This is a genomic window from Heyndrickxia sp. MSNUG, from assembly GCF_049532715.1.
Taxonomy (GTDB): domain Bacteria; phylum Bacillota; class Bacilli; order Bacillales; family Cytobacillaceae; genus Mesobacillus.
Genome location: NZ_CP150978.1, coordinates 1,440,836 through 1,452,605 on the forward strand (window position 1 = coordinate 1,440,836; position 11,770 = coordinate 1,452,605).

Consider the following 11,770-nt stretch of genomic DNA (forward strand, 5'->3'; position numbering starts at 1 on the left):
GAGGATTAAACTCCCAGGTCCTGATTTGGCATTTTTCTTTTTAAATTTGAAAGGAATCGAGAAGGATTGGCCTTTCGTCCCCGTCTTCTTTGTGGAACGGAGATAAATAGGTTTCTTTGTGCACGAGTTACTGCTACATAAAGCAGGCGTCTTTCTTCTTCAAGTGGCTGTGGATCTCCATTTCGATAGGAATCTAAAGCATACTCATGCGGAATGCTTCCGTCAACTGTGCCAATAATATAGACATTCTCATATTCCAAACCCTTTGACCGGTGGATTGTACTAAGGGTAACAGCGTCTGAGATGTTTTTACTGCTTCGTTTTATCTCTGCATTCATAGCTGTCATATGGTCTGCATGCTCAATAAACTCAGTGACAGTTTTAAAATGGCGGGCTGCCACTTTCATATCGCGGATGTCATCCGATCCCTTTTCGAGCTGATTGCCTTCGTTTCCGCGCTTTTTAATAAAATCCTGATACCCAAGGTCCTTCTCAACGATATCGATAGCTGTTACAGGAGGTAAGGACGAGAGGGAGCGGACTATCGGTATAAGCTTCTTGAGTTTTTGCTCCTGAAATGCAAATCCTGTTTTTACATGTGCGAGTGCCTCAAGCATCGAACAATCATTAAGGATGCTGTTTGCCTGAAGATCCCTGAAAATGGATTGCTTCATGAATAGGGATGGAAGAATATTCTTAACTGCTTCTGAATCATCAGTGTTCAAGCTCAATCTCAAAAAAGAAAGCATTCCTTTTACCATGAATCGTTCATAAAAGGATTCAATATCCTGATCTACTCGAAATGGCAGACTCGAATTGGCCAGCCTTTCAAATACAGCTCTGCTGCTGGCATTTGTTCGGAACAGGATAGCAAAGTCGCTTGGGCGTGCACCTTTTTCAATCCGCTCCTGGATATCGGTGAGGATCATAGTCGCCTCTTCCTCCTCGTCGTATGGATGGAAGAGTACGGGTGGGCATTCACCTGAAAACTGGGCCTTCATCTCTTTATCATGGCGAGTGATGTTTGCCGAGATGACTGTATTTGCTGTCTCGACGATTTCATGTGGAGACCGGTAATTTTGATTCAAAACAATTAATTTTGTATTTTTAAAGTCATCCCTGAACGTGAACAAATAGGCCGGATCACTGCCGCGGAAAGAATATATTGATTGGTCGTCATCACCAACTGCACAGACATTGCCTGTTTTGCTAGAAAGCATTTTTACCAATTCATACTGAACCTTATTAATATCCTGGAATTCATCGATCAAAAAATACTGGAAACGACTTTGATAGTTTTCTAGTATATCAGGATTCTTCTTGAAGAGTTGATAACATCCTAACAGCATGTCATCAAAGTCGAACATATTCTGTTTTTCTTTCACAGATTCATAGTCTTTGTATAAGAGAGCGACTTTTTCTTCCCAAGGTGATTCAGGCTTAACCTGATCAGGTGTGAGCATCGTATTTTTCCACAGTCCGATTTGCTGGATGGCGAGGTCATATGCAAATTCTTTTTCATCGAGTTGAAGCTTCCTGCCTGCCTCTTTTAAAATTTGTTCCCGCTGCCAATCCTTTTTTATCAGTTTGTCTGAGGACCATTTTTCACGTTCATGGAAGCAAAGGATCCTGTAGAAAATACTATGGAAAGTACCGGCAACGAGCTGATTAACCCTTGCAGGTGACATGCCGGGATACAGAGTGATTCGTTTTTTCATTTCAGAAGCTGCCTTGGCTGTGAATGTCACAAGCATTATCGAACCTGGGGCAATTTGTTTTTCTTCAAGCATGAATGCTGTCCTTGCTGTCAGCACCCTTGTCTTGCCGCTTCCTGCACCGGCCAGTATCAGTAATGGTCCCTCTGTATGGATAATCGCCTGTTCCTGGTTTCCATCAAATTGAGTACCAGCTTCTTTCAATTGCTTTAAATAATGTAGAGTAACTCCAGGTTCAGCTGGGGGGATGGGTGTGAAAGGTGATGGAATCTTAATTTCCCGAGGAGCGATAAAATGTTGATCTTTATCTTTATCTGCTTCTGCAGTAATCGATCTTGATTTAGGGATGCGAAATCCATTCTTTTCGATGTATTCAATTTTTTCCGTTGCATTTGCTGGCTGTAGGGATGGAATGACTAAGTCCTTGCAGCCTTCCTTCTTTGAAAGATGATGATAGAAATGAGGCTTGTCCTGAATCCCTAAATAAAGGCGGACAGAATCCCCACATACAGAACATGTAAGCATGCCTTTTTTACCGTCATCATAGAGCTTCTGGTAGTCTTCACGATTATACTGTTCAAGGCTGATGATCTGTTGGTTGTATATAGCCATCTTCATGTTTCATCCTCATTTCCGTCCAAAAATAGCACAATCTTTATCATAACAGAATAAGATTTTTAACAAAAGGCTGTTTTCGCTTAGAATGTTGATTTGCCGTATATGAAGATAAGATGAAAGAACTTGTTTGCTTGTTCTGCTGCTTATGATTTTATCAAAAGTTAAAAAAGCAGGTTTACTACGGACAGAAAAAGGGGAAATCTTCAGAAAGATATAGTGAGAGTAAATATCATCTATCAAAAAAATTTGCTTGGGGGAAATTATAATGGGATATATTCTTCCGGTAACGAATTATCAATATATACAATATGCAGAACGAGAAGTAGGGCTGGATTACGATCCATTCCAAATTGGGAAAGTATCAAGAATCCGCAAAGAAGATCCTGTGCAAAAAGGGCAGGATGAGCTGATTGCCAGGACACCTATGGAAAAAGAAATGGAACAACAGCCAGTAGCACGCATGCAAAAGGCTGCGCCGGAATTTAACTATGCCAGAACCGGCCCAATTTATAAAAAAAGAGTGAATCCTGTATTGGTCAGCCAGACATATGCTGAACTTACTGGAAAAGGAAAGTACTACAGCGAGTCTATTTAACTCAGCGGTAGTGCTTTTTTTTGCAATAAAATACCCCTTTCATCGAAAGGGGCTTTTGGTTATTTAGATTGTTTTTTTCATCGTCTTATGCGGAATGCCTGCATCAAGGAATTCTTCCGAAACCGTTTCATAGCCAAGTCTGCTGTAAAACGGTATAGCATGTGTCTGTGCGTTTAATTTTAAAGTAGTAATGCCTTGTGTCTTAGCATACTCTTCAATTTTATTCATGACAGCGACCCCGGAACCTGTTTTGCGATTTTCCTTTAAAACACAAATTCGTTCCACTTTACCAATTCCGTCTAAAACTCTGAATCTTCCTGCGCCTGCCGCTTTTCCTTCATTATATAAAACAAAGTGTACAGCTTCGGATTCATGCTGGTCGATTTCCTCTTCTTCAGGTACGTTTTGTTCGTCGACAAACACCGTACGGCGAACATCAAAGGCATCTGCTAATTCTTGTTCTGTTTCTACGATTCTAACTTCCACTTATCATTATTCCTTTCCAAGACGAAATGTTTCATAAACTGTCCATGAACCGTTTTCAAGCTGGTACAGCAAGTGGATTCGGTCGGCTGTATCTTCGAAATTAATATCATTCATTCTTAATGAACCATAAACATCAGAATGCTCATCATCTGACATCTTTTGTCCAATCGTAATATGAGGAACAAAATTGTATTCCTGATCCCCTTCGAAAGCAGTTTTAAGTTCAATATGGAGTTTTTCTAATTCTTCAGGTGAGTCCACTTTTAAATAAATAACATTATTTACAGGCTTAAAAGAACCAATTTTGTTGATCTTGATCTCAACAGGACCAAAATTCCTTGCAATCGTATAGATTTTATTTGCAATCTCCTTGATTTCTTCCTCGGTTGCCTCGAATGCAGCCTTCAGGGTCAAATGAGGCGGAATTAATGCGTAATGCGGGTCATAGCGTCTTCTTAATGAATTTGCATAATCCTGTACTTTTTTCGATGGAAAAATGACAATACCAAATTTCATCTCAATACCCCCGTTTCAAATGTGTGGTGTTATATAAATTAATGAAGTAAACGAATTAATGATTTGCCATTCATTATAACAAATTTTCTAAATATATAATATAAAGAAACATTTATTATATTATGTCCTATTAAAATCATGAAAACATCATTTTGATTGCTCTTTTTAGGTCAGGCTGCCAGTAGGTCCATGTGTGATCACCGGCAAATTCATCATAAAAATAAGAGTAACCCTTTTCCTTGAATATTTTAGATAGTTTCCTGTTTGGAGTTAGGAAATCCTTTTCGCTCGATGAGGTAGTTTTGACTACTGTTTCTTTTTCCCCGACAGTATGATAGACATTCAACAGGTAAGGCTCATTGAAGTTTAACGCAGCAGACAATACGTGTTCATTCACATATGGAGACTGCAGCAGCACTTTGCCGAACGTATGCGGATACTGCATGGCGGCGAGCAGTGAAACCGTTGCTGCCAGTGAATCACCAATCAATGCACGTCCCATTCCCATTTGGTATGTAGGGAATTCCTGATCCAGGTAAGGGACCAGTTCATGCGCAAGAAACCGTATATAGGCTTGATGCTGTTCACCATCAGGGTGATATTTTCTTCTGCGGTCCTCAACAGATTGATAGGGGATGCCTACGATGATGACGTTTTCAATTTCTTTTTTGCCTAAAAGTTCATCAGCAATACGCCCGATTCTTCCAAGCTGGAAATAATCGCGTCCATCCTGAGCAATCAGCAATGAGTATTTATATAAAGGAGAATAATTAGCTGGCAAATACACCAATATTGTCATTTCTTCTCCTAATTCCTTGCTTTGCAGTGTAATCTCTTGAATTTTGCCAATAGGAAAATCCATTTCAAAACCTCCAAATCCATCAGTCTGCTATGTATTCTTCTTATCATCACGATTTTAGCATATGTATTTATAAAAAGCCTATCTGGCAAACTATTTATTAGGGGAAAGATACTACTTAACTGGTTAGAAAGCAAGTAAGAAGTTTGACAATTGTGTGAAGTCTTATGTTAAGATTATGGTGAGTAATTATAGAATAATAAGGGGGAAATCTGATGAAAAAAAGAAAGTTTCTTTTGTTCACCACATTTATGTTGGCGCTTTCTTTGGTGCTATCGGCTTGTGGAGGCGGCTCTGATGAAAAGGGCGGCGACGGAAAATCAGCAGAAAAACCAAAATTCATGAGTATCCTTACTGGCGGGACAGGTGGTACATACTTCCCGTTAGGCGGCGCATTTGCTAAAATCGTTTCCGATGCGACTGGCATTGACACAAATGCAGAAACAACTGGTGCATCTGCGGAGAATATGCAGAGCATTAAGGATAACAAAGGTGAGATTGCTTTCACACAAACAGACATCGCTTCTTATGCAACAGAAGGGAAGCTAATGTTTGATGGTAATAAAATTGACAACATCAAAGCGATCGGTACACTGTACCCTGAAACCATTCAAATTGTCACAACTGAAAAATCGGGAATCAAAACTGTTGAAGATCTAAAAGGCAAAAAAGTTTCAATCGGTGCACCAGGTTCTGGTACTGCTGCGAATGCTGAGCAAATTCTTGAAGCTTACGGAATGTCTCTCGATGATATCCAAAAGCAGGATTTGAGCTTCGATGAGTCAGTAAGTGGAATTAAAGATGGCAATATTGACGCTGCGTTCGTTACGGCTGGACATCCAACTGCTGCTGTAGAAGAACTGTCGGCAACTGAAAAAGTTGTAATCGTTCCTGTGGATGCGGATAAGGCTGATAAGCTTATCGAAAAATACCCATACTATACAAAAGAGGAAGTTCCAAGCGGAACATACAAAATCGGCTCAGGAGTTCCAACTGTTGCTGTCCAGGCAATGCTTGTTGTAAAAGCGGATCTTCCAGATGAAGTAGTCTATGATATCACAAAGGCAATTTTCGAAAATCTTGACAAGGTACAGCATGCTAAAGCGAAGCAAATCAAGGCTGAAAATGCTTTAAATGGCGTTGGCATTGACGTCCACCCAGGTGCTAAAAAGTACTTTGATGAAAAAGGAATTAAAGCAGCGGAGTAATAGATTGACCATGACCGGACATAGTCCTTTTGGGGACTGTGCCCGGTCAATTCATATTCAGGATGGTTCAGCACTCCGGTGAGATCTCCGAAAGCATTTGACCGAAACTCTCACGGTCTTTTTTGTTGACAGCTAATTCTACATACTTAAATTAAGGCTTTAAGTTTAATCATTGGACAGGCGAGGGAGAATTATATGAAATTAATAAAGAGAAACAAATTCTTCGTTCTGTTACTCCTCATCTTTTTGACCATAATCGCAATGTACATACCATATAAGCAAGCTCTTGTTTTTGTTCTGCCGGAACGAGATGAAATAGTCTGCTATGTACCAATGTCAGCAGGGGATACATTCAAGATAAAATATACACATTCCATCCATCTAACGGATGTAATAGAAAGCTATCAAATAACAAAACATAATGAAATACGCCAATATGAATTGGAATATGAAGACTTTGGGATCGGTATGCCGTCTGAAGCTGCTGAAGGCGAACATTTTGAAATGAAGGATGGCAAATACTATATAAAAAATATGAACAGAACTTTTGAGAATTTCCTCCTTCGGGTCGGAAAGGTCCGAGCAAATCACACTTTTATCCAGGGGGATGTATCCTTTCCATTATCCAGGGCTATCGAACCAGGGGCGAGGGTAAGGATACAGGTAAAAAAATTAATATTATTCAACAAATGGAAGGAGTGAATATCCTTGAGCACAAACCATGAAACGCTTTCGCAGGAAGAACAGCAGGAGCTACTGGAAAAATATGATCCGGAAGCAGCATCAAGGAAACTTAAAGGCATAATGGGAATAATCGCTTTTGTATTATTGCTATCATTCTCACTGTTCCAGCTTTATACATCTATTTTTGGTATCTTGACAGCACAGCTGCAAAGATCAATCCATTTAGGCTTTGCGCTAGCATTGATTTTCATTTTATTTCCTGCACGAAAGAAAGACCGTATCAGTCATAAAGTTGCCTGGTACGATATCATTTTGGCTATTATAGCAATTGCTGTTGGAGCTTATTGGCCATTAATGATCGATGAACTTGTTAACAGGGTTGGCAGACTTACACCAATGGATTTTTATATTGGACTTGCTGCTATCCTACTCGTATTAGAGGCCACAAGAAGAACAGTTGGCCTGCCAATCACGATTATTGCCGTATTATTCATGGGGTATGCCCTATACGGACCTTACATGCCGGGCTTCCTGGCACATAGAGGCTTGGAACTTGAAAGTTTAATTCAGACTATGTTCTTTACAACTGAAGGGATCCTGGGAACACCATTAGGAGTTTCCTCCACGTTTATCTTCTTGTTTCTACTGTTTGGAGCATTCCTAGTTAAAACAGGCGTTGGTCAATACTTTAATGACCTGGCTGTTTCCATTGCGGGTAAAAGAGTAGGCGGCCCTGCTAAAGTAGCGATTTTCTCAAGTGCACTTCAGGGAACAATCAGTGGAAGTTCTGTAGCGAACGTAGTAACATCTGGTTCCTTTACGATTCCGATGATGAAAAAACTCGGTTACCGCAAAGAGTTTGCCGGTGCTGTTGAAGCAGCGGCATCAACCGGCGGCCAGCTGATGCCTCCAATCATGGGAGCTGCTGCATTCCTGATGGTAGAATTCATTGGCGGAGGAATTACTTATTGGGATATTGCAAAAGCAGCAGCAATTCCTGCCCTGCTTTATTTTACCGGGATTTGGATTATGACCCACTTTGAGGCGAAAAGGGTTGGCCTTCGTGGCTTGAGAGATGAAGAAATGCCGAACCGAAAAGAAGTACTGGCAAAAATTTATTTGCTGCTGCCGATTTTGGCTGTCATTATCCTTATGGTAAGCGGAATGAGTGTCATGAGAGCTGCCCTTTGGAGCATTGTCATCACAGTACTTGTAAGTGCAATCAAGAAAGAAACGCGTATCGGATTCAGAGATATGATTGATGCACTGGTGGATGGGGCACGTACTGCACTTGGAGTGGCGGCGGCAACTGCTGCTGCAGGTATTATTGTCGGTGTCGTAACCAAAACGGGTCTAGGCTTAAAACTTGCTAACGGTCTTCTTGATCTTGCAGGAGGACATTTGCTGCTTACCCTGGCGTTTACGATGGTTGCTTCACTCGTACTAGGAATGGGGTCTCCTACGACAGCAAACTATGTCATTACTTCAACGATTGCGGCTCCAGCGATTATCCTTCTAGGAGTACCTGATTTGTCTGCACACTTGTTTGTGTTCTATTTCGGGATTATCGCTGATATAACTCCACCAGTGGCACTTGCTGCCTTTGCTGCGGCTGGTGTTTCAGGAGGAGAGCCAATCAAGACAGGTGTCAATTCGTCTAAACTGGCAATTGCTGCATTTATCATTCCTTACATGTTCGTATTGTCACCAGAATTGTTAATGATTGATACGACGTGGTATTACTTAATCTGGGTAGTATTCACTGCGCTCGCTGGAATGCTGTTAATTGGTGCTGGAATTATTGGATTCTGGCTGAGGAAGTTGTTCTGGTATGAGAGAATAATCGGTGTAGTAAGCGGTTTGATGCTAATCTATCCTGAAAAAATTTCCGATATTATCGGTCTCGGTTCGTTCATACTCATTATCGCTCTTCAATTATTGATTAAGCGAGACGATACACCTGAACCACGCCCTGCAAGCTGATTTCACGAAGAAGTCCTCATTTTGGGGGCTTCTTTTTTTAGCTTGTTTTTAAGTACTTGTGTTTTTCTGGCATAACGGAAAGAATATTCTCTAACCTGAACATGCGGTTATCATTGCGCAGGAAACAAAATGCTTTGAAATAGCTTCCGTACAGTTCTTTCACAACGATTTTTCGATGTGTGATTTCGTTGTTTGCCGAAATATAGATCATCTCGACTGGCTGATTCGTTTTAAGTGACTTTAAAAGAAGGTTATTCATCTTCCTCACTCCTTTATTTTCTATTTTTATTATACCCAAACGTTTGTTCTTTATTCAATAAAACAAGAACTAATGTTCGGACATTTTTAAGGAGATAATGGTATAATTTTATAAAAATGGAGGTTATTATTATGGAAAGCGAATTACTGAGAATATTTGATGAACAAGGAAAGGAAATTGGCACAGCACCAAGGTCTATAGTGCATATGGAAGGACATTGGCATGAGACCTTTCATTGCTGGTTTACTGAGAGGATAGCAGGAGAGGATTTTATTTATTTTCAAATCCGCAGTTCTGTTAAAAAGGATTATCCCAATCTATTGGATATCACTGCTGCTGGCCATCTTTTAGCAAATGAAGATACAGTTGATGGTTTAAGGGAGGTTAAGGAAGAGCTAGGAATAGACATTGGGATGGATGAGTTATTTTTCGTTGGTACAATCAAGGCTTCACTTGTTAGTTCAAATTTTATCGATAAAGAAATGTGTCATGTGTATGTGTATAACAAACATGTCCCTTTTGAAAAATACAGCCTGCAAAAAGAGGAAGTCTCAGGAATAATAAGGACCAGCCTGGATCTTTTTGAAAAGCTCTGGTTTGGAGAAGTGATGGAATTGGAGGCAGAGGGTTTTACACTAAACCCCGATGGACAAAAGCAACCTATGGTTATGAAGGTAGTAAAAGATCAATTTGTCCCGCATGAGGATGAATATATTAATAGTGTAATCAAAGCAATAAGGGAGATTTAGAGGGGGATGCAGAATGAAAATGATGTTTCATTACAATTGGGCAGTTCGGGATGATTGGTATAAGTGGTGTGAAGGAGTTAATGAGGAAGAGCTGCTCGCTTCCCGGACAGGAGGAGTGGGGGGTATATTACAGACCCTTTTTCATATTATTGACGTGGAATGGAGCTGGATTCGCTTGCTTCAGGGAAAAGATGATTTTCAGGAGAACTTTGAGCTTTATAATACCTTGGATAAGGTGATAGAATTGGATGCAAAATTTAAAGCTGAGGTAAAAGAGTTCGTTCTTGCCTGGAATGATGAGATGGAAAACCGAATCTTACAGCTTCCACAATCAGATGGCAGCACGGTTACCTTCACCTGGGGTGAGATTATGAGACATACCCTTGCACATGAAATTCACCACATTGGGCAAATTTCAGTATGGGCAAGGGAGATTGGAATACAGCCAGTAACAGCGAATTTCATCGGGCGCGGACTTTTTCAAAACGAAAAGGTTTAGTGCGTTTTTAATCGACTAAAATCAATTAAGCCGTCAACTAACTTAATGCGAATTGATTAGCGGATCGATAAGTCTGATTAGGAAAATTATATTGACATTAGAATCATTCCATTATATATTAATAAATGTCCTCGCTAATAAGGACAAACAGAATAACGATTCCTTAGCTCAGCTGGGAGAGCGCTACCTTGACAGGGTAGAGGTCGCTGGTTCGAACCCAGTAGGAATCATACTTGAGAAGCGTGAATCCCTAAAAAAGGGATTCGCGTTTTTTTATATAAGAATTTTCATCTAGTCTGATATTTGATAACTATAAGATATTTTTATTTTCCTAGACGAATCAAAAAACTTTCTATATAGTAGAATTGACAATTGGAGAATTGGAAATGTAGGGGAGCCGGTGGTGCCGGCTGAGAAAGTGTCCAAAGATGCTGACCCTTTAACCTGATCTGGTTAGTACCAGCGTAGGGAACATCTTCTGATAGACGTTTTTCGTTTATTATGGATTTTTTCATGCGCTTGGGATTCCCCGAGCGCATTTTTATGTTTCATTCAAGCCTTCCTTTCCACCTTCATTGTCAAGTAAATACAGGAAGAGGGAGAATCATGAAGAAATTATTATTGTTGTTTTTCGGATTTTTATTCATATGGAGTCTTGCCGGCTGTTCATCGGATGAACCGACAGCCAGGGAAAAGGATTCATTGAAAAAGGTTTCGATCGTGCTTGACTGGACTCCGAATACGAATCATACGGGAATCTATGTAGCAAAGGAAAAAGGATACTTCAAGAAGCATGGACTGGATGTAGAAATTCTTTTACCAGGTGAAGCGGGAGCTGATCAGCTGGTCGCATCAGGGAAGGCAGAGTTTGGTGTAAGTTATCAGGAAGGAATTACTCAGGCCAGGATACAGGGAATTCCACTCGTATCGCTGGCAGCTGTTATCCAGCATAACACATCAGGCTTTGCATCACCGAAAGCTAAAAATATTGTTTCGCCAAAGGACTTTGCAGGCAAAACGTATGGAGGATGGGGATCACCCATTGAAAAAGAAGTGATCAGTTCATTAATGAAACAGGAAAATGCTGATGTAGAAAATGTGAAGATTGTTAATATGGGGGATTCAGACTTCTTCACAGCGGTGAAACGAGATATTGATTTTGCCTGGATTTATTATGGTTGGACTGGTGTAGAAGCAGAGCTGAGAAATGAACCAATCAATATGGTGTACTTAACAGACTATTCGAACAAGCTTGATTATTATACACCTGTCATAAGCACAAATGAAAAGATGGTCAAGAATGATCCGGAAACCATTAAGGCGTTCATGGAGGCATTAACTGAGGGATACCAATTTGCAATCGATCAACCGTCCGAAAGTGCTGATATCCTGATCAAGGCCGTACCTGATCTGGACGAAGATCTCGTTAAGAAAAGCCAGGAATGGCTTTCTCCAAAGTATCAGGATGATGCAGATCGCTGGGGAGAACAAAAACTGGAGGTTTGGAAGAATTACAGTGAATGGATGTTTGAAAATGGTCTTCTGGAGAAGGAATTGGATGCTGAAAAAGCCTTTACAAATGAGTTTTTACCAGAATAG

Annotated in this window: 12 protein-coding genes, 1 tRNA gene and 1 riboswitch; of the genes, 8 read left to right on the forward strand and 5 right to left on the reverse strand. The window is 40.4% G+C overall.

What is annotated here, in order from left to right; all coding sequences use genetic code 11:
• Positions 1–5 precede the first annotated feature (5 nt).
• Positions 6–2,333 (reverse strand): ATP-dependent helicase, encoded by a 2,328-nt coding sequence (locus tag AABM38_RS07070; RefSeq protein ID WP_423409747.1) that lies wholly within the window; start codon positions 2,331–2,333, stop codon positions 6–8.
• A gap of 265 nt (positions 2,334–2,598) precedes the next feature.
• Here AABM38_RS07070 and AABM38_RS07075 point away from each other — a divergent pair, with 265 nt between their 5' ends.
• Positions 2,599–2,928, forward strand: coding sequence for a hypothetical protein (locus AABM38_RS07075; protein ID WP_423409748.1), 330 nt, complete (start codon positions 2,599–2,601; stop codon positions 2,926–2,928).
• A gap of 63 nt (positions 2,929–2,991) precedes the next feature.
• Here AABM38_RS07075 and AABM38_RS07080 read toward each other — a convergent pair whose 3' ends face one another.
• The 3 genes from AABM38_RS07080 to AABM38_RS07090 all read right to left on the reverse strand — a co-directional run bounded on the left by AABM38_RS07080 (position 2,992) and on the right by AABM38_RS07090 (position 4,792).
• Positions 2,992–3,414, reverse strand: a complete 423-nt coding sequence (locus AABM38_RS07080) for a GNAT family N-acetyltransferase (RefSeq protein ID WP_423409749.1) — start codon at positions 3,412–3,414, stop codon at positions 2,992–2,994.
• A 6-nt stretch (positions 3,415–3,420) separates the two neighbouring features.
• Complete coding sequence (locus AABM38_RS07085) at positions 3,421–3,930, reverse strand: YjcG family protein (protein WP_423409750.1); 510 nt, start codon at positions 3,928–3,930, stop codon at positions 3,421–3,423.
• Positions 3,931–4,066: 136 nt separating this feature from the next.
• Complete coding sequence (locus AABM38_RS07090) at positions 4,067–4,792, reverse strand: alpha/beta hydrolase (RefSeq protein WP_423409751.1); 726 nt, start codon at positions 4,790–4,792, stop codon at positions 4,067–4,069.
• Positions 4,793–5,004: 212 nt separating this feature from the next.
• Here AABM38_RS07090 and AABM38_RS07095 point away from each other — a divergent pair, with 212 nt between their 5' ends.
• The 3 genes from AABM38_RS07095 to AABM38_RS07105 all read left to right on the forward strand — a co-directional run bounded on the left by AABM38_RS07095 (position 5,005) and on the right by AABM38_RS07105 (position 8,664).
• A complete protein-coding gene (locus AABM38_RS07095) occupies positions 5,005–5,997 on the forward strand; it encodes a TAXI family TRAP transporter solute-binding subunit (protein ID WP_423409752.1) in 993 nt (330 codons plus the stop codon).
• 195 nt (positions 5,998–6,192) lie between these two features.
• Complete coding sequence (locus AABM38_RS07100) at positions 6,193–6,699, forward strand: DUF1850 domain-containing protein (RefSeq protein ID WP_423409753.1); 507 nt, start codon at positions 6,193–6,195, stop codon at positions 6,697–6,699.
• A 6-nt stretch (positions 6,700–6,705) separates the two neighbouring features.
• On the forward strand, positions 6,706–8,664 hold the full coding sequence (locus tag AABM38_RS07105) for a TRAP transporter permease (RefSeq protein ID WP_423409754.1): 1,959 nt from the start codon (positions 6,706–6,708) through the stop codon (positions 8,662–8,664).
• A gap of 37 nt (positions 8,665–8,701) precedes the next feature.
• Here AABM38_RS07105 and AABM38_RS07110 read toward each other — a convergent pair whose 3' ends face one another.
• On the reverse strand, positions 8,702–8,923 hold the full coding sequence (locus AABM38_RS07110; RefSeq protein ID WP_423409755.1) for a hypothetical protein: 222 nt from the start codon (positions 8,921–8,923) through the stop codon (positions 8,702–8,704).
• Positions 8,924–9,054: 131 nt separating this feature from the next.
• On the opposite strand from AABM38_RS07110, the gene AABM38_RS07115 reads away from it, so the two are divergent.
• The 4 genes from AABM38_RS07115 to AABM38_RS07130 all read left to right on the forward strand — a co-directional run bounded on the left by AABM38_RS07115 (position 9,055) and on the right by AABM38_RS07130 (position 11,770).
• Positions 9,055–9,672: an NUDIX hydrolase gene (locus AABM38_RS07115; protein ID WP_423409756.1), complete on the forward strand. Its 618-nt coding sequence runs from the start codon at positions 9,055–9,057 to the stop codon at positions 9,670–9,672.
• A 13-nt stretch (positions 9,673–9,685) separates the two neighbouring features.
• On the forward strand, positions 9,686–10,171 hold the full coding sequence (locus AABM38_RS07120; RefSeq protein ID WP_423409757.1) for a DinB family protein: 486 nt from the start codon (positions 9,686–9,688) through the stop codon (positions 10,169–10,171).
• A gap of 157 nt (positions 10,172–10,328) precedes the next feature.
• A tRNA-Val gene (locus AABM38_RS07125) sits at positions 10,329–10,401 on the forward strand.
• A 150-nt stretch (positions 10,402–10,551) separates the two neighbouring features.
• Positions 10,552–10,659: riboswitch (TPP riboswitch) on the forward strand.
• Between the two features lie 118 nt (positions 10,660–10,777).
• Positions 10,778–11,770 (forward strand): ABC transporter substrate-binding protein, encoded by a 993-nt coding sequence (locus tag AABM38_RS07130; RefSeq protein WP_423409758.1) that lies wholly within the window; start codon positions 10,778–10,780, stop codon positions 11,768–11,770.

Coding starts and splice junctions, on each gene's coding strand:
- AABM38_RS07130 (WP_423409758.1), top strand. CDS start 10,778: ATGAAGAAATTATTATTGTTGTTTTTCGGATTTTTATTCATATGGAGT.
- AABM38_RS07100 (WP_423409753.1), top strand. CDS start 6,193: ATGAAATTAATAAAGAGAAACAAATTCTTCGTTCTGTTACTCCTCATC.
- AABM38_RS07120 (WP_423409757.1), top strand. CDS start 9,686: ATGAAAATGATGTTTCATTACAATTGGGCAGTTCGGGATGATTGGTAT.
- AABM38_RS07075 (WP_423409748.1), top strand. CDS start 2,599: ATGGGATATATTCTTCCGGTAACGAATTATCAATATATACAATATGCA.
- AABM38_RS07085 (WP_423409750.1), bottom strand. CDS start 3,930: ATGAAATTTGGTATTGTCATTTTTCCATCGAAAAAAGTACAGGATTAT.
- AABM38_RS07110 (WP_423409755.1), bottom strand. CDS start 8,923: ATGAATAACCTTCTTTTAAAGTCACTTAAAACGAATCAGCCAGTCGAG.
- AABM38_RS07090 (WP_423409751.1), bottom strand. CDS start 4,792: ATGGATTTTCCTATTGGCAAAATTCAAGAGATTACACTGCAAAGCAAG.
- AABM38_RS07070 (WP_423409747.1), bottom strand. CDS start 2,333: ATGAAGATGGCTATATACAACCAACAGATCATCAGCCTTGAACAGTAT.
- AABM38_RS07095 (WP_423409752.1), top strand. CDS start 5,005: ATGAAAAAAAGAAAGTTTCTTTTGTTCACCACATTTATGTTGGCGCTT.
- AABM38_RS07115 (WP_423409756.1), top strand. CDS start 9,055: ATGGAAAGCGAATTACTGAGAATATTTGATGAACAAGGAAAGGAAATT.